Genomic DNA, 20309 nt, shown 5'->3' on the forward strand with positions numbered 1-20309 from the left:
ACTTGAAGAAAAATATTTTAGTCGTAATTATTGTTTCAGTACTTGCTATAAGCGCAATTGTTTCAGCATTTTTCCTAACGCGAAATGATGCTTATGCTATTGAAACGGAAGGGTTTACCTACAGCCCTAAAGGAAAACTAGTTACTTTTTCACCGGATGCAAAGTACAACGATGCTTGGCTTAATAACGAAAAAACTATTTCGGATGGAAAAGAAGTAAAGCCGATCAATTTGGCGAGAACATTATTTTTAAAAGATGGACGAATTCAATTTTTAGGTAAAAGTGTAGCTATTAAAAGTGCATCAGACCTAATTGAGATGCCGTCAAAAACATCTGTCACTGAAAGCAAAGGAACGTATAAAGCAACAGACACAAAAGACAAAGCGATTGCACAACTTCCAAAAGGCACAGTAGTTAAGCTTGCTGAAGGACGTTACATTATTTTAGATAATGCCTATTTGAAGAACAAAAAAGGACTTAACAAAAAATTACCCAAAAACACAATAGTTTCCATTGACGAGAATAAGAAAGTTTTATTAATGGGAGAAAAAACTTTAGAAGAGTTAGCTGGCGATGATGCCTATATTGAGATGGAAAATAATCGTTATCAATTTGATTTAAGTAAAGAAATATTAGTTAGTCAAACGGATAATGAAGAAGATATTGATATTCGGTCGATTAAAGTCGAAATAGATGACAAAGCTGAAAACCGTAATCTAAAAGCGACAAAAGAAACAACAGATAAAACAACAAAAGATGAAACGAAAAAACAAGAAGAAAAAAACAACGAACAAACAAAAACAAATACAAATACAAATCAAGCTACAAATGATAATACAAATAAGGCAGAGGGAGCAAACGGATCTGCTAATGGCGGGGACACTGGAACAACTACTAAGGGTAACGCAAATGAAGGTGGAACCACAAAAGACAACCAAAATACTACAGATGTCGATAAAGCGAATGAAATTATCAAAAAGCTAAACGAGGCTGAAGGACTAAAGACATTCCAAGTACCAATTGTCGATGTTGAATTAGCAGTTGAAGGACAAAAAGCTTCAGCAAAATTAAAGCTAACAGACTCTTCCGAACGACTGCAATCCTTGGAAGCAATTCTTTACGACAGTGAAAATAAAGTTGTGAAGAAAGTAGCATTAAGCTCTTCAAAAGCAAATCAAACTTTTGATTTTAATAGTTTGAAATACGGCGAAAGCTACCAAGTCGTTGTGCAAGGGAAATATAAATCCGCCAGCGACAAAATACAAGAGACGATTTTCTTCCGCCAAACAGTAGAAGCTAAACCAGTTGTATTAACGCCAAAAATTATCGAACGCGGCGAAAATTATTTAACAGCTGAGCTAACTGCAACAGAGCTATACGGCAAAATAGATGAATTAGTCTTAAGAGTTAAAGAAAACAACAGTAATGTAGCTACTTCGAAAACGGTGAAAGTTGATGCTAATAAGCTAACGCAAAACGGCAAAGTAGACGTTAAATTTGATTCGTTAAATAGTAGTAAAGAATACATTATTGAGATGGAGAAATTAGTAGTTGATGGTAAAGAAGTAACTGATGATAATTGGTATTTCATTGCATCTACACTAAAAGCAAAACCATCAATGGCAGGAATAGACCTTTCATATAGTACTGAAAAAGGTGAATTCACTGCCGTACCAATCAATCTAATCGATACAGATAATTCTATTACTAATATACGCTATGTAGCTTATTTAGAAGAGGATTACAAAGCAAACGGCCAGAATGCAAAAGAATATGCTTATTCTGTTGTCAATGCAAGTCAAAAGAAAACGGCGGTAAAAGTTGGACGTACGGTTGATATGAGCGATGGAAATTACGTTTTTGTAGCGTACATTTCTGGTAATAATAATCAATCTGACTTTACGCTTGCTACACCAGTTTCTAATGCCGTAGTGGTCGGATTGAAAAGTAAACCAACTGTAGAATTTTCTTTGAAAGAAGCAGAGCAGGACAAACTAACAATCAATTATGAAGTTTTTGATGCAGATAATACATTACTTTACGATAATTTGACGCATCCAACCTTAAAACTTTATAAATCTGATGCACAAGGAATGTACGATGGAAGTCCAGTTGCTACTGTAGATCTTAGAAATAAAAACGAGATTACAAACTTACTTGAATTCGGCGGTTTAGAAAGTGAAACTTATTACGTTGTTGTTATGACAGCTTCTTATAACTTAGATGATGGCGCAGGAATTATGGTAGATCAGCTTATTGGTCAATCCGGAGTGTTCCAAACGAAAGAAATCGCGAAAGTTAATGCTACTTTCACGTTGGAATCCGTAACGACTAACCAAGCTGAAGTTAATATCAAATTATCTGAAGCCGCGAAGAAACTAAACTCCGCGAACTTAAAAATCTATGATAAGAAAAATAACACATTAGTAAAAACAGTTCCTCTAAATGATGATTTTAACAAGTTAATGACTGAAGATGGTGTAACCTATCTTTTTGAAGAACTAGCTATTAATAAAGAATATCTAGTAAAAGTAGAAGATGGTTTAGACAGCGGAATGAACCAAGTCCCAGTTGAAGGTCAACTTGTTTTCAAAACGAAAAAGGCATCACCAATAACTGATAAAGTGCTACTTGATTATCAACCGAATAAATTGAAAGTAGGCGGACTAGCAGGTATTGAAGCTACAGAAAAACCACTGATTGATGATTATAATGCAGTTAGTTCCATCACTTATCGTATCTATAAAGTAGATGACTTAAATACGCCACTTGTTGAACAAGAAGTTTCAACAGCGGCTGAGTTTGAAAGACACTCTTACTTTGATCTAACAAATAATGCTTTAGGTCGTGGTTTTGATTACGTAATTAAAGCAGAAGTAATTTGGAACGATAATTATGAAGATCATCGTATTGAAATCAGTTCCGAAACAATTCAAATCAAAAAAGAAAAACCAACTGTTGAATACGAAATTTTAAGAAGAACAGCGACAGAAGTAAAACTAAATGTTTATGTAAGAGACATTGAGGGCGCTATTGTACCTGGAAAACTTGAAATTACTAGCTCAACTGGTGGTTCTGAACAACTTAAAAATGGTAAAAATACAGTAACATTGCCGCTTTCAAGTGAAGGAGCGACAACTATTAAAACAACTGGAGACTATGTTATTACAGCGGGCGAACCAGCAGTAACAACTGACTTTATGACAAAAACTTTGGTAGCGATGAATACTACTGCACCAAAAGCTAGTGCGCAAATCGCATTAGATGAAACTGGTCGGTCTCTAAAAATAACACCTGAACCTGATGATGTGGCAAAAAGTAATGTAATGAAAACAACCTACAGTCTTCAAGAAGCAAAAAGTACAAGCCCAGATTATACAGAGGCTAAAATTGGTGACGAGCAATTTGATCCACAAAACCTTAGCTTGCCATTCGGGAATGTGTGGTTTAACAAATCGCATGAGTTAACACTCGATATGAAAATGAACTACTCAGAAAACCGAATGAACAATGAGAAGTTATTTGAAAACTATTATGTTTCTATTGATAATAGCTCGGCATTTGTAACCTCGTCTAACGGTGGCTTATCTACAACGAGAAACCTAAATCGTGCAGATGTCTACCGAGTAACGAAAGGTCCAACTGACTCAGAAGGTAATATCGCTGGTGTTAAATTCAAAAACATCTGGACAAACAAGTACATCGCATATCGCGGTGGGGTTATGATAAGCAACAGTGAAACAGCCGATCCATTTAGCTTTAGACGTCAAGAAGACGGAAGCTATGTAGCAGAACTAAATGGTCGTTATGTTGACTTCTCGTCAGGGCTTGTTTCTACGGAAGCAGCGGGCTCAAAAATTGATCTTTATTCAGCACAAGAAGGCGTTTCACAAGTCTCGCAAGCAATTACTACTAAAGCTTTAGTAGAACCAAATATTACTGCTGAAGAGGTTAGTATTTATGACAGACGCGTTAAGTTAGATGTTGTTGGTGAAGATAAAGATAATACAACAGTTAAAAAAGATAACGAAAATGAGTTATTTGTTAATGCGTACAAAGAAGATGGAGAAACACTTGTCAAATCTGTTCGAATTGACGGCTTACCAACTCGAGACATTTTCGTTACAGACCTCTCTCCTGACAAAAAATATGTCATCAAAGTAGAAGGTAAATATGATTTGTTAGATGGTGAAGGTCCACAGAATAAAGTTTACTATTCTGAAACAATAACCACAGAGAAAAGTCTACCAAGCATGGAATCAACAAGCTACTCATGGAGTCCAGCTTATGGAGCCAGAACAATCAAAGGAAATAACAATTTTATCGATGAAAGTAGCGTTTTAACTAATATTGAGTATCGTTTATATGATGCTTCAACAATAAATGCTGAGTTATCTGATTTAGTAGCGCTGGAACAAGAATTAGGTACTAAGACGCCAGCTGCAACTTTTGAAAGTTTATCGAAAACACCAGAATTTGATCTGTATAACAGCCTTGGTGCTCAGAACTATTCTGCCGGAAAAACTTATGTAATTGCAGCCTTTATGAAAACAAGCCTAGCTAAGGCACCAATTTTCTTAAGTAATGCACAAGCAATTTATATTAATCCGCCAAGAGCAGTTTCGGCACCAATCAAGTTAGAAAACGTTTCTACGAGAGAAGCAACATTGAAATTCTCTTATAACGATCCTGACAGTTACTTTATTGGTGGAACAAATAAACAGTTCCAATATGTATTAAAAGAAACAACGACTGGTAAAACAGTTAAAAAAGGTGCCTTCACAGGTGGAAATACAGCAAGTTGGCTAAACACCTTCGAGAACTTAGAACCCGCAACAGGTTATACATTAACAATCAGTACAAAATACGATAACTTGGGTGGAGATGGAAGTCAGTCATGGAGTAATAGTTTAAACTTTACGACTGATGCTGAATATGTAACCTCGAACTCACTTACTATTCAACTTGATGCAGCAACTAAACAAATCAAGTTACAAGCAAAAGAAGTGAGTCCGGGATCAACAACCATTGAAAAAATCCAAATGGAGTTCTACGAGTTACTTGATTATGGTGGTAATAACGAGCGAACAAGTTTAGTTGAAAGAAAAACAGTTACTTTACCAAGTTCTTACCCTGGAACAGTTTCTGCAAACTTCAGTGTCGCAGGTAAAAAGCAAAATCAAAGTTTCTTAGGTAAGATGGTCATCACTTACCGCACACAATTAAATGAAGTTAAAACTTATGAAAAAATGTCCAACTTTATTACCTTGCAAGAAGATGTTGCGGCGAACTTAAAATCGTTTAGAAAAGTACAAACTACTGACGAAAAAGTAAGCGTGGCATTAGATGCGAAGGAAATGGACAAAGATGACAAACAAACTTACACGTTTGAACTAAAAGATGAAGCTGGCAAAGTACTAGATACAGAAAAAGTTGCAGCGAAAGATATTGCAAAAACAGTTGATTTATCGATTAAACCAACTAGCAATTATGCAATAACTGTTACTGATGAGAAAGATAAGCCAGTTGCTCTTTACCAAGGAAATAACGATGAAAATAACCTTAAAGCTAATATTACTAAAGATAGCTTTACATTGATGACCGAAGATACCGGTGATGCAAAAACAGAACTTACTGTCACTATTGAACCAAAAGAACTTACTACTATGGAAAAAGTGCAGTCGTGGTTCGGAAAAGACTTTAAAGAAACAAAAACGATTAAAAAAGAAGATCTAGATGCCGGGGTCGAAATCGATGCAAATTATCATGATTCGAAAGTTACTGTTAAAGAAAAAGAATCAGGAAAAACTTTTGGGATTATCGAACTGGAGGCAAGTAAATGAAACCTACATGGAAAATAGGTCTAATCGTTGCAGCTGTTCCGTTAATCATTATTTCTGTAATCTTATGGGGGTCCTTTAAGGAGGCAAGATACGATCTTGTCTCCCTCCCTAGTAATGGTGTGGTTCTAAATAATGAACAAGAAACATTGCAATTTCAAAAAGGCCACACGCTTTACCGAAGCTGGAATGATGACCAGCTAATCGCTAAAAATGATGAAGACGATACGCGTAACCAAATTATGCAAAGCACGATTCTTTATTTAGACAAGGATGCATTAATGTTTACTAAAAGTGTCCCAGTCATTGATATAAACGGCGTGAGTACCAAGTTAAAAGGAAGACAAGTGTATGAACAAAAAGCCGCTTCCTATCTATATAAAAACTCCGAAATCGCTGAAAAAAGTGTTGTTAAACTAGCTAATCGTCAATATTTCTTGAATGCAGATGCAACACTGTACCTTGGTGGAAAAGAAATTAAGAAAGTTTCTAAACCGCTTCTACTAATAGATAAAACTGGTAGTGTCACTATTTATGAAAATAAAAAGAAAAGCCGTTATTTAGGCCATATGACATTAAAAGTTAACGATGAAACGGTTTTAGATGCTAGTAATGAAACTTATACAATTGGCGAACGCAAGATTGACCTTGCTAGTTTTGGTGGAACAGACAATAAGAAAATCGTTGTTAAAAAAGACGAAAAAGAAGCCGAAAATAAAAAAGCTGCTGAAGATAAAACCGAAGCAAGCGATAAAACAGCGGCTAATGACAAAGAGTCAGGAAGTAAAGCAAGTAACCAAAATGGATCATCAAATGGTGGTCTAAATGCAACGAAGAAATACGGAAATGATTTAAAGGCTGGCAGTGGTTCATCAGAAACAGCCTCTAAAGGTAATACGGGTGGTTCACCTGGAAAAGCTCAAAAAGATTTAGAGGAAATTGATAATTACGAAGCAGTCCTTAAAAAAATCGAGGAATTGAACAAGAAATTGGAGCGAAATATTCCAGTACTCAGAATTGGATATATTGCGCCTGGCGTAACTAGTGCGAAAGTTAGCTATAGTTACTCGGATCCAAATAATACCTTGATTGGAGTAACTAAAATCAGTGTTGTAGACGAAAAAACTGGTAAAACAGTTAACACTCGCTATGTATCAGCTGTTGATACAGAAGCAACACTAACAGGTCTTTCTCCAAATGGGAAGTATCATCTTGAATTCACTTATCAGTACGATTTAGGAACAGATAAAGGCATTCAAGAAGTTAAAATGAAGAGCGAATCTTTTACAACCCAATCAGTTTCAGCAGTTTACCAAATGCAAAGTGTTACGAGTACGTCAATGAAAGTAAACATTTCTCTAGATGCACAAATAGAAGATGTAAAACGCGCTCGTATCAAAGTTAAACAAGCAAATGGTGATTCTTTCTATATGAATGTTGGTACAAACTTCATTAACGGTAACGGAGAACTTCTAAATGTAACAGACTTATCTCCAAGTACCGCATACCAATTCCAAGCCATCATTGAAATGAAAAATGGCGAAACAATTGAATTAAATAGCTCAGAAAAATACTACACAATGCAGGCAACTGTATTAAGAAGTTTACGAGCTAATTTATCAGTAAATAAAGTTGTTCAAGTTGAGTATGACTGGAATTCCACAGATTACACGATAAATCAAGCTACTGTTGAATTAAAGGATGAAAAAGATCAATCCAAAGTAGATTACAAAATCGTTAATCAAGAAAAAGGAAATATTCGCTTAGTACCAATTACTGATGAAGAAACAGTTGATTTAGAGGCTAAATTAGTCCTTAAAACAACCAAAAACAACACAAATGAAACAAAAACTTTCGAATATCCAATTAAACAAGACATTGAATATGACAAAGATGCGAAATTCACTATTTCTCTAACACCGTTCCAAACAGAAGATAATAGTGTAAAACAAACAGAAGAAACGGAACAAGAAAAGGCACAAAATGGCGGCTTAACAACTCCAATAGAAGAAGTTCTGGCCCCGCAAAATGCCACTTATGACATGAAATTTACCATGCAGCGCAAAGCAGGCGAGACTTATCGGATTGCCATAGAAAGACGTGCAGCTGGAACAGAGAATAGTTGGACTGCATTCAGTAGCAAAGAACTGCAAGCTGACGAATCTGGTCTAGTCAATCACATGGAGACAATCTCGAAAATTGCGAAAGAAAATTTTGATTACCGTGTTGCAGTTTATGACACTAATGGCGCACTGCAACTGTACGTATATCAAGAATAGTAGAGGGGCACATCTTCTTCGTGCCCCAATCTCAAACAGAAAGTAGGAAAATAATAATGGATTTAGTAGTTGCATGTAGCGTAATTGGCGCCGCACTGGCAATTGGGCTTGCGACTTTAGGAGCTGCAATTGGACAGGGAATCGCGGTTAGTAGAGCAACAGAAATTATCGGAAAAAACCCGAATGCAAAAAAAGAAGTTATGGGAGGTCTCTTTTTGGGACTCCTGATGATAGTTGCATTAATGCTTTTTGCACTGGCAATTGCAGTCATCTTGCTTTGGGTTAACCCGTTCATATGATAGGTGAGAGCATGGAAAAATTGATTCAAACAATAGTCCTTTACAGTATTTTTGGAGTGGGTTTCTTATATTTACTATATTTTACCTTGCAAAAACTGGAAAATATTTTAACTAGCTTTTTTTACGAAGTTAGCCAAGATAAGTCACTTGAAAAAGAAAGTTTATTACGTCGACTAAAAAGACAAAAGGTCGCTACAAACAAAGAAGAGCAGAAAAATAGGCAATTAGCTATTGAAGCTGAACAAAAAGAGACTATTTTTCTTGAAGAAATCGATCAGTTAGTTGCTCGAAATAGACAATACGAACAAGAATTACAAATGTGGCAAAACGAAAAACCTAAACAAATTGTTGAAGTTCCTAGTATTGAGACAACTCCACATGCACCATATAAATCACTAAGTAGCTGTGTTACTGAAATCATGCAAAAAGTATTTGTTGAATCAGAAGAAGAGGAAGCGCAATTATTTACAGAAGCAATTCGTGAATTTGATGCACTAGTACGGACCGAAAAAATCCGTCTGGCACTTCCATATAAAGTACTTTTACGTTTGTTCGAATTGCATACTTCAGAAGAGCTACATGCATTTACAAAGTCGTTCGAAATGTTCCATGAGCGTGCAAGTAAGCTTTCTGTTAAACAAATTTATCAAAGTAGTTACTTGTCGCCGGAACAAAAGCTTAAAGTTATGCGTGAAGACGGCACATTAGATGAATTAAATCATGAATTTGTTGAGTTCCTATTCTATATGTTGACACATTTCTCTTATCGTCAAACTCGTGGACTTTACAGAAATTATTTAGAGGTTTATAACATTCACTTTTATACAGGGCTTATTCGTGTAGATGTGGCTAGTGAAGATGCAGCAAATCATTTTGATAAGCTGTGGCAGCCAACCCATACAAACTATAAAATCGAATATCAAGTACAAAAAGAATTAATTGGTGGAGTTATTATCAATTATGGAACAAAGTCGATTGATATGAGCTATCAGGAACTAATCAAACGCACAACAGAAAAAATGGAAGCGGAAGTGAGACTTTGAAAAATATTCATTTTGATATAAACAAATACGAAGCCCATGTGGACTTGGAATATTTAAAAGAAAATGGCAGGGTTGAGAAAATCTCTGATGGTGTAATTTTTTCTTCAGGATTAGAAAATGCGGCACTCCACCAAGCCGTTACAATCGATGGCAGACATCGCGGCGTAATCCTAGAACTAAATGAAGAATTTGTTGGTATCGGCTTAATTGATAAAACAAATGACATTTTAGAAGGAATGAGTGTTTCTGTTACAGATCATTTTATAGAAGTAAATCTTTTTGAAGATATGGCTGGCCGTATTATTGATACTACAGGGAAAATGCTATACGACGTAAGCGATGAACAGCCAACTGCTAGCAGCCCGCTATTCTGTGTAACGCCAGCGATTATGACTATTGATAGTGTAACGCGTCCGCTCAATACAGGACTTGCGGTTATTGATTCGATAACACCGATTGGTCGAGGTCAGCGTCAGTTAATCCTTGGAAATCGCCAATCAGGAAAAACGCAGATTGCTGTAGATACAATAATTAATCAACACAATCAAAATGTGCACTGTATTTACGTAGCAATTGGGTTAAAAGCAGCCTATATTGCAGAGGTTATTGAAACCCTTCGTAAGCATGGCGCAATGGATTATTCCACAGTAGTAGCGACAGCAGCAAGTGATTCTCTTACTGCACAGTATTTAACTCCTTATGCTGGAATGGCCGTTGCAGAAGCGCTACGTGATCAAGGAAAAGACGTTTTAATTATTTTTGATGATTTAACTAAACATGCGGATGCTTATCGAGCGATTACGTTGCTCTTTAATCGTCCACCAGGAAGAGAAGCATATCCTGGAGATAGTTTTTATATTCACTCGAGTCTCTTAGAACGAGCGGTACAAATGAATCAGGATCATGGCGGCGGCTCAATCACAGCTATTCCAATGATTGAAACACTATCGGATGACGTAACAGCGTATATTCCAACAAACGTTATTTCTATCACAGATGGTCAGTTATTCTTAAAATCCGATTTGTTCAACCGTGGTCAAAAACCTGCAGTGGATGTCGGGGTATCAGTTTCCAGAATCGGTGGAGACGCGCAACATCCAATTATTCGTAAACTTAGTAAGAATTTAACGCTTATCCTTTCTCAGTACGAGGAATTAAAAGAATTACTTGATTTTGGTAATGCACTTGATGATGGAAGTATGAAAATGGTAACAGATGGCCGTATGCTAACAGAGTTATTTAAACAAAACATTTTGAGCCCACTATCTGTGACTGAATTAATCACCATTTTATATGCTTTCCAAAATGGCTTTTTAACAAAAATGGCGCCTGCTAATGTTCAATCGTTCAAAGGCTTGTTATTAGAAAAAGCTCATGCGCATCAGAAGTTTGAAGAATTCTCGAACCAAATAGAGGAAATTAGTGAACTGAATGAATCACACGTCAAAATGTTAGAAGAGATTATTCAGGAAGCGGGGAGGCCTTTCAGTTGAGTAGCATAGATCAAGCGCGAAAAAAGATTAAAGCATTGAACTCAACTTATAAAATTGTCCACGTAACGGAATTAGCAACCCTTGGTAAACTTTCTGGACTACGGACAAAAGCCGAAGCAGCAGTTAGTTATTACGAAACTATCTTGAAAAGTTTGCGTTGGGTTAGAAAAACAATGTACAACGGTAATAATTTACAAACAACCGAAGAGAAGAACGTCACTGCCCTTGCAATTACATCTGAACGAGGACTATGCGGAGCCTACAACAGTGAAGTATTTGCTGAAATAGACCGGCTGATTGAAACACTTGGAAATCAAGTTACAATCAATTGGATCGTAGTGGGCGAACAAGGTCATCGCTATTTAACGAAACTAGGTCAGAATATTAGTGAATACTTGCAGTTCTCACTTGAAAATATTGATTTGGAAACAACTACAGAAGTAACAGCAGATTTTATTGACCAAATCAATAAACAAGAAATGGATGCTTTATACGTTATCTTCACGAAATACTTCAATGCAGTTCATTCAGAAGCAATGTGCGAAAAAATATATCCAGACATTCCTGAAGGACCAGAAGCAGAAACCATTGAAGTTGATTATGTGCTAGATATTGAGACAGATGATGAACAAGTAGAGCAATTGTTACTAGAAAATTATCTATGTGGTCTGCTTTATAGTATGTTTCGTTATTCGGTTGCAAGTGAGTACTGTATGCGCCGGATTGCGATGAAACAAGCAAAAGATAATATTCATAAACAGCATGAAGAAGCCGTTTTTGATGCTAGAAAAAAAGCATTGCAACAAAAAACAGGCGAGCTATTAGATATTATTAGTGGCGCACAGACGATCAGGAAGGAAGAAGAATAAATGAAAAAAAACATAGGAACCATTATTAGTATTAGTGGTTTTGTTTTAAAAATCGAATTTAATGAGAGCGAACTACCTGAAATCAGCCATGCGCTTGAATATAAAACACATCAAGGCACCTATTTAGCAGAAGTTGTTCAACATACAGGAATTAACACTGTTTCAGCGATTGCGATTGGTGAAGTTAGTGGTCTAGCCCGAGGAGCAGAAGTTATTAATCTAGGGCATCCTATTGAAGTTCCTGTTGGAGAAACTGTACAAGGTCGTATGTTAAATGTTTATGGGAAGGCAATTGATGGCTTACCAGAACCAGAAGCAGAAGTTAAATGGCCGATTTTTCGGGAACAACCTTTACTTCGCGAACTTGATACAAATAAAGAAATCCTATATACAGGCATTAAAGTTATAGACTTGATTTGCCCCATTTTAAAAGGTGGTAAAACAGGACTTTTCGGTGGTGCTGGTGTAGGAAAATCAGTATTAATGCAAGAGTTAATTAACAATATCAGTATGATGGGCGGAAATTCCGTTTTCACTGGAGTAGGTGAGCGCGTCAGAGAAGGTATTGGTTTATATAATGAATTAGAATCAAGTGGGGTTTTACCTCAAACAACAGTTGTACTCGGGCAAATGAATGAATCGCCTGGCGTACGTATGCGTGTAGCACTTACTGGCCTTACGATAGCGGAATATTTGCGTGATGAAGAGAAAAAAGATGTTCTCTTGTTTATCGATAATGTTTTTCGTTTCATTCAAGCAGGTTCTGAAGTATCTTCCTTACAAGGTAAAATCCCAATTACAGGTGGATACCAATCGACCCTTTCAAAAGAAGTTGGTGACTTCCAAGACCGCATCGCGTCGACTAAGAATGGTTCGATTACGTCCATTCAATGTGTATTTTTACCAGCTGATGATATTGATGATCCTTCCGCTGTTGCAACATTTAGCCATTTAGACTCAACGATTGTACTTGAGCGTTCGATAGCAGCATTAGGTATTTTCCCAGCTGTTAACCCGCTTCAATCGTTCTCACGGGCACTTAATCCAACTTTTGTTGGGGAACGTCATTATCAGTTGGCAGTTCAAGTCAAATTTATTTTACAACGTTACATGGAGTTGCAAGAAATTATCAACGTTCTTGGTATGGCTGAGTTGAGTGATGAGGATAAAAAACTCGTTCATCGCGCAAGGAAAATTCGTAACTTCTTATCACAACCATTTTATGTTTCTGAAAAATTCACTGGTACAGAAGGAATATTTGTGGAAATTGAAGACTTGTTGAGCAGCGTTGAACGTATTTTGAATGGTGAATATGATGAACGTTCTGAGCGGGAATTCTTGTTTATCGGATCCTACAAAGATTTGAAATAGGAGGAGAGGCAAATGAAACTTAAAATCGTCTCGCCGATGGGGCAATTTTTTGAAGGTGATGTTGAGGGCTTTGTTATTAACACTAAAGAAGGTCAGCAAACTGTATTAGAAGAACACATCGATTGTTTAAGTTTTTTCGACTATAGTGAAATCATCATTTTAGATAGTGCAGCTACAGAGCCTATCTTTGTTGCCCTCGGTTATTTACATCTCGTTCAAAATGAAGCGAATATCATGGCTCAGTATGCTTCAAAAGATGCCAATCAAGCTGAACGAATTTTTGAAAGGCTCAACAAACGAAAACAAATGGAGAACAGGAGGATCACATGATAAGCGGATTTTTTGATACACTGCTACAAATTATTGCTCTTCTGTCCGCGTTTTTTCTTATTGTTTTGCTCCTTCTTACTGGTATTCGATATTTTCTATCAAAAGATGAAGTTCCATTAGAAAAAATTCAACGTTACCAATTGTGGCATAACCGCTACCAATTTGATGCAGAGGTGACAGCCTTTCTTGTCGTTATTACGGCGACACTTCTAGTATGTTTATCTGCAGTACAAATAACCGCCATTCCGTTCCAATTTACATTATTAATGTTTTGGAGTAGCTGGCTGTTTCATCCATTTTCTTATTGGAAAAAAACGCGTACGCCACAAAAACTCAAAAAAGAAATTATGCAGCTACTGGGCTTAGTTTTAATTACAGCTTTGTACTTCGCTGGATACTTTGCACTTAAGTCAATGTATTTAGTACTTGTGCAAGTAGCAGAAGCCCCTTGGCATATCCAACTCGGCGTAAGAAGTTATTTAATTATATGTAGTTTACTTGTAGCCAGTGGAGCACTAATTGTATGGCAACGAATTTACGCTAATTTACTGAAATAGTTTAATAAAAGTCTCTAAAAATCCTGTGTACAGACCGTTTCTTGCTAATGAAAACTTACGAGATTTAATGGGATTAATTAAAGAGAACGGGACTTGTATTACTGGAAAAATGGTCTAAAAAATTTTAAAGGAGATAACTTTATATGATGAAACTTAAAAGCTTGAGGCGTCCATTATTATTAGTCATGGCAGCTTTACTGATTATCGGTCAATTGAATCTTTCGTCCTTCCGAGTATTCGCGGAAGAAAAAGGTAACGAATCAGTTTCTTATGAGATACAAAATGAACTTTCAAGCGACAAGAAAAAAGCTAAATTGAAGATTAAAACAACCCCTAAAAACGAGGAAGTTAAAATCTTAACGATACAAACACCAGATGGTAAAAAAGTAGAAGGTCAAGAAGCAGAATATACAGCCACGAAAAATGGTACTGTGGATTTTGTAATTAACTATCAAGACCAAGATAAAACAGAAAAAACTTATACTGCTTCTTATGAAGTAAATGATATTTCTGAAGAAGTACAAAATACACCGAAACCGACTGTCACGGAAGGAAATACTCCTAAAAAAGGATCTAACTTGCTTAAATCAAGCGCTCCTACTGTGTCAATGAAAATTCCTGATTATAACAAAACAAATTGGGAGAATGGAGACATTAAAGACGTTTCTGTAACAGTTGAGTTTAACAACAACAATGCTTCTGGTAAAAAGATTAATTTCACTTTGCCAGACGGAATGCGTTTTGTTTCTCTACCAGTTCCAAGTAGTTATCAAGCACCTAGTAGCGTAGACTCGAATATTTTAAGTTATTTTGGCGCAGGTAATCCAGTTGGAGATTCGATTACTTCAGTGACTGTTCCAAATAAAGAAACAGGCTACAATAAAGCAACTTATGGTACTTTGAGCTATGAACTAGATCCAGCTACTGAAAAACTAACTCTAAACTTCTCTGTACAAGTAGATGCAGCTAAATACTATGGTCCTACTGACTTGAAGTCTCCAATTAAAGTTGATGCTTATATGGGAGAAGGAAGTACTCCAGCAGCATCCGCAGAGCAAAGCATTCGTGCCGAGGGTAAAACTGTTGTTGGCTATGCAAATCAAAAACAGGTAGACACAATGTTTAGAAACTGGTATACATCTTCATTTTTACCAGAAGTAAGTCCAAGTACAGCCACTGAAGATTCTTATAACTACACTAAACCTTATTCAGTTGTAAATGGTATCAGCCAAATGGATGGACGTGGTTCAAAAATCTTTGTTCCTAAAAACGTTAAAACTACTCTTTATTACCCAGAAGGTATGGAGTATGTAGGCGTAGTTAATGAAAACAAGAGTTTACTAACAAACAACGAAAATAGAACAATCACGCATTATCCAAACGAAAATAAAGTAGAAATTGACTTTAAACAAGAAAATTACTACGGTATTATTGAAACTATTTTAGCAGTAAAATACAAGGTACCAGAAGGAACAGAAGAAGGGACTTATACTTCTCCTAAAGTACCACATGCAGTTATTACGACATATGATGATAAAGTGTTTGAAACAGATGCATTAACTAATGATGCAAGTGATACAACAACACTAGCTGCAAAAGACACATGTAAAGTAGTAGGTAAAGCAGCAAATAAAATGGTTATGCTACCAAGAAACTACTATATAAATCCAGATAACGAATCTTGGGCGGGACTTATTCAAATCAATAATAGGCAAACTGCCGGAGTGAAAACAAACCAAATTTACCAAATTAAATTTGATGAAAACTGGGAAGCCTATACTGTCAACATACCTTTTGATGGAACTTACCCAGGTAATAAAGTAAAAGACGTACAGTATAAAACGAACTTAAATTCGGAATATCGAACTTACGATGGTACTCTTCCGAAAACAAATGGTAATAAAATGCTTACTTTAGATGCAACAGCAGTTGGACTTCAAGAAGGCGAGTACTTTACTGAAGTAAAAGCTAACGTTGGAGACTTCTCTGTAGGTTTCACTAATATTGACACAGCTGCCCCATTTAAAGCAGCAAATTCTGCTTCATACGGGATTGTTAAACCAGGTATTACATCTGTTCAATTTGACGTGAATATTTGGAACGCAGATGATGAAGAAAATACAAAAGTTTCAGGATCATCCACATATACAGTTGCTAATAATATAAGTACGGCAGCAAATGGGACAGCTTCATTCTATAATAGTGAAGGCACACCAATTAAAACTGCTCGTGCAGGAGAAACAGTAACAACTAAAGCATCATTAGTTATGCATGATTATCCTTATGGAACAAGATCTGTTCTTAATAATCCGGAAGTTTATCTACGCCAATTAGAAGGAACTACGGTTAAACCATCTTCCATTAAATTAACAGACCAAGATGGCAAAGAAGTTGATTTCACAGTAGAAGCAAAAACTGCTAAAAATGGCGATAAAGTTTATGTCATTAAAACAAAAGATATAACAGTAGGGGAATTTGTTGGTTATCCATCCAAAAAACAATATTTGAATATCAGCTATAACACCACATTTGATATGACATTAAGTAAAAGCATTCACACTGATATTCAAGAATTACTTGCTTGGGGCGGAAGTAACGTAATTTCTGCACTAGGAGCGAACGTCTTCCTAGATAATGGATTAGACGTAAACCAAAATGGTAGAGATGCGGAACGTTTACTTTCAACTAATACAAGTACTCTAAGTGTTCCGAAACAAGATACAGTTGCCGTAGAGACTTTCTTAAATGTAGCCGGAGAAGGAATTAAAGCTGGTTATGTAGAAGGCGATGACAGTACTGTTTCCTATTTCACACCTGGAACTGACGCTGATTATATGGTTAAAATTACGAATACTTCTAGCGGTAGCGCAAGTAGCTTAGATATTTTTATCCCAATTCCAAAAACTGGACAAGACTTTGGTACAAAATTCCAAAGTGAACCTTTCAAATGGGACATGAAGCTAAACGGAGAAGTTCCTATGACAGCTCAGCAAAAATCTCAGTTTGATTTAACCTATACTGCGGATGCCACTGCAGATAATTATACGTCTGATAGCATTTACAGTAATACACTCACTGATTACGGAAAAGCTAACATGGTTCGTATCAAAGTTAAAACTAAAATTGAGTCAGGCGAATCTCAAACAATCAAAGTACCACTGAAAGTAGATGAAACATTTGAATCTGCTACAGCTGGTAACAAAATTGGTGAACGTGATGTATACAACCCTTACTATGCAGTTGAAACTAACACTTATTCTGGTTCAATCGCAGGAACTCGAGTAGGAGCAGAGTTAGTAATTGTAGAAGTAGCAGGTAAGTTATTCAAAGATAAAAACGCGAGTGGTATTTATGAAACCGCACAAGGCGATACACCACTAGCAAATGAAACAGTTGAATTATACAAATGGGATGAAGCTACATCCACCTATGAACCATTCACCAAAGATGGACAAAATGTAACAACAACAACCGATGCCGATGGAAAATATAAGTTTGATTATAATTTAGGAATTGGTTACGGAAAATATGCTGTGAAATTCCCTGAAAAAGCAGGTTACAAGCATACGTTACAAAATGTTGGTAGAGATAAAGACTTAAATAGTGCAGCACCAAATATGGGTACTGAAATTGGTTGGGTTAAAGATATTGATCCAGCACAACCAGATGCTCAGCACATTAATGCAGGGTACATTTCTTACGTTCCTGAAACAGATTTAAAAGTTAACTTAAATGAAAAAACAGTTCAAGAAGGTAAGAGCCTGAAAATCACTTTACCAAAAGTAGCTCCTACAAGTGGTGAAGCAGCAGAAGATACAATTGAACCAGACATTTTCCAAAAAATCCAAGCTAACACAGATGGGTATAAGTGGACTACAGCTGATGCTTCCGTAGCAACAGCGAAAACACTAACTGATGGTTCTGTCGCAATTGTAGGTGGTTCTACGAATGGGAAAACAATTAGGGTTACAGATTTAACAATTGCTCTTAAAGATATTTTTGGCACAGAGAAAAAATCAACTGCCCCTCTTTATGTAACAACAGCAAACGGTAAAGTTGCTCAAAAAGATGAACTTAAAATTGGAGCAACTAACTTCACATTAGAATACAAAGATGCAGTTGTCCTTAGTGAAGCACAAGCAGTAACTAAAGCCAAAACAGCAGCATTTGAAGAAGTGAAAAACGGTGTGAATTCAGACGCTGAAGATCGCACAGATGTTGTTAAAGTAGACGAACAACAATTAAAAGCTCTTAAAAACGGTTCTAACCGCGGTGGTACGTATCCACTAACATTTACTCTTGAAAAAAATGGTAAAGAAGTTGAAACAGTTATTGATGTAAAAGTAGAAAAAGACCTAACAGAAGTAAATGCTCATGATTCTACTATTTATGTTGGAGATAACTGGCGTGCGGCTGATAACTTTGATAGTGCGCTAAATAAAGAAGGCGAAACGCTTACTTTTGCGGACATCGAGGCTACTGGAACAGTTGATACAACAAAAGCGGGTGAATATCCGGTCACTTATAAATACAATGATACTACTAAAACAGTAACTATCACGGTAAAAGATGATGCGACCGAAATTAACGCGCATGATTCCACAATCTATACAGGCGATACTTGGAGTGCAAAAGATAACTTCGATAGCGCTGCAGATAGAGATGGAAATGAAGTAGCTTTATCAAAAGTAACAGTTACTAATACAGTTAATACAGCACAAGCTGGCACTTACCCAATCACGTATACGTATGGTGGTGTATCAAAAACTATTACAGTAACAGTTAAAGAAAATAAAAAAGGAATTAATGCCCATAACGCTACAATTTATGTAGGAGATAGCTGGACAGCAGAAGATAATTTTGATAATGCTGTTGATAAAGATGGCAATCCAGTAGAATTTTCAAAAGTAACAGTAACTGAAACACCTAATGTTAATACTAATAAAGCAGGAACTTATCAATTGAAATATACTTTTGATGGAGCTTCCAAAACAGTTACTCTTACAGTTAAAAATATTCAAACCGCTGTTAATGCCCACAACTCCACAGTTTATGTAGGAGAAACATGGGAAGCGAAGGATAACTTCGACAGTGCACGAAATAAAGACGGAGAAACAGTCGCTTTTGCAGATGTAGAAGTAGAAGGAAATGTGGATATGACCGTAGCAGGAACATATTCAATCACTTACAAATACGACGGTTTTTCTAAAACAATTAAAGTAACAGTTAAAAATCCACAAACTGCAATAACTGCACATGATTCTGTGGTTTATACAGGAGACAATTGGAGTGCTAAAGATAACTTTGATAGTGCAATTGATAAGGCTGGGAAACCAGTAGCTTATAGGGATATTACGGTGGAAGAAGATCCAACAGTGGACTTAAATACACCAGGAACCTACTCAGTAACGTATAAATATCAAGGTATATCTAAAGTAGTACAAATTACTGTGAAACCAAGACAAACTAAAGTAGAATCTCACGATAGCACGATTTATGCAGGAGCAAGTTGGAACGCCAAAGACAACTTCGATTCAGCGATAGATAAAAAAGGCGATGACGTCAAACTATCTGATGTGACTGTAATTGGCCGTGTTGATAACCAAACACCAGGCACATATGAAATCACTTACCGTTATGATGGTGTAACAAGCGTTTCTCGCGTGACTGTTCTACAAAATCATGCCAAAATCATTGTTAATGATAGTAAGCTGAAAATAAATGCAGATTGGGATGCGAAAGATAATTTCGTTCGCGCAATGTCTAGAGACGGTAGCGAAATTCCAATGTCTAAAGTAAAAGTTGAAGGTAAAGTTAATACGAAAAAAGCTGGGAAATACCAAGTAACTTATACGATTGATCCTAATGAAGGAACAGTAGATGCTGGTAAAGAAGAGCTTTCTGTTACAGCTACAATCGAAGTAGTAGAAGGAAAAGTAGCGATAACTCCATCAGAAAATAGCAATTCAGATGTAAAACCTGGTAAGCAAAAGACAGCAACATACCAACAAGCAATACCAAGAACAGGGGACCAAATGAATTTATGGGTTGTTGTAATGGGCGCTTGCCTAGTAGGATTTGCGCTGTTCCTATGGACGTTTAGACAAAGAAGACGTCACGGATAATTGAAAGAATAGTTTCGGGGAGGTAGGTATGTCAGGTTTAGACTAGCCTACCTTTTCCGGACATTTAAACAAGTTTTTCTATAGAGAGTTAGTTATACAGATA

At 36.4% G+C, this 20309-nt stretch carries 10 protein-coding genes; all 10 read left to right on the forward strand.

Annotated features, from left to right (window positions below; genetic code table 11):
• Positions 1-2 precede the first annotated feature (2 nt).
• The gene (locus PQQ29_RS00950; RefSeq protein ID WP_010990231.1) at positions 3-5843 is read left to right on the forward strand and encodes a hypothetical protein; all 5841 of its coding nucleotides are present in this window, start codon (positions 3-5) and stop codon (positions 5841-5843) included.
• The gene (locus PQQ29_RS00955; protein ID WP_010990232.1) at positions 5840-8119 is read left to right on the forward strand and encodes a cell envelope integrity TolA family protein; all 2280 of its coding nucleotides are present in this window, start codon (positions 5840-5842) and stop codon (positions 8117-8119) included. The genes PQQ29_RS00950 and PQQ29_RS00955 overlap by 4 nt, the downstream gene beginning before the upstream one ends.
• A 56-nt stretch (positions 8120-8175) precedes the next feature.
• Positions 8176-8418, forward strand: coding sequence for an ATP synthase subunit c family protein (locus PQQ29_RS00960; RefSeq protein ID WP_003721714.1), 243 nt, complete (start codon positions 8176-8178; stop codon positions 8416-8418).
• Positions 8419-8429: 11 nt separating this feature from the next.
• Positions 8430-9461 (forward strand): F0F1 ATP synthase subunit delta, encoded by a 1032-nt coding sequence (locus PQQ29_RS00965; protein WP_010990233.1) that lies wholly within the window; start codon positions 8430-8432, stop codon positions 9459-9461.
• A complete protein-coding gene (locus PQQ29_RS00970; protein WP_003772628.1) occupies positions 9458-10954 on the forward strand; it encodes a F0F1 ATP synthase subunit alpha in 1497 nt (498 codons plus the stop codon). Before PQQ29_RS00965 ends, PQQ29_RS00970 begins: the two co-directional genes overlap by 4 nt.
• A complete protein-coding gene (locus PQQ29_RS00975; protein WP_003772625.1) occupies positions 10951-11823 on the forward strand; it encodes a F0F1 ATP synthase subunit gamma in 873 nt (290 codons plus the stop codon). Before PQQ29_RS00970 ends, PQQ29_RS00975 begins: the two co-directional genes overlap by 4 nt.
• Positions 11824-13194 carry a F0F1 ATP synthase subunit beta gene (gene atpD / locus PQQ29_RS00980; RefSeq protein WP_003772623.1) on the forward strand — a complete coding sequence of 457 codons (1371 nt, stop codon included), beginning with the start codon at positions 11824-11826 and terminating at the stop codon, positions 13192-13194.
• 12 nt (positions 13195-13206) lie between these two features.
• Positions 13207-13524 carry a F0F1 ATP synthase subunit epsilon gene (locus PQQ29_RS00985; RefSeq protein WP_003759763.1) on the forward strand — a complete coding sequence of 106 codons (318 nt, stop codon included), beginning with the start codon at positions 13207-13209 and terminating at the stop codon, positions 13522-13524.
• Positions 13521-14081, forward strand: a complete 561-nt coding sequence (locus PQQ29_RS00990) for a hypothetical protein (RefSeq protein WP_003772620.1) — start codon at positions 13521-13523, stop codon at positions 14079-14081. The genes PQQ29_RS00985 and PQQ29_RS00990 overlap by 4 nt, the downstream gene beginning before the upstream one ends.
• Positions 14082-14224: 143 nt before the next feature.
• The gene (locus PQQ29_RS00995) at positions 14225-20206 is read left to right on the forward strand and encodes a putative cellulose-binding protein LCP (protein ID WP_010990234.1); all 5982 of its coding nucleotides are present in this window, start codon (positions 14225-14227) and stop codon (positions 20204-20206) included.
• The last annotated feature ends 103 nt before the right edge of the window (positions 20207-20309 follow it).

It is taken from the genome of Listeria innocua, assembly GCF_028596125.1.
Classification (GTDB): Bacteria; Bacillota; Bacilli; order Lactobacillales; family Listeriaceae; genus Listeria; species Listeria innocua.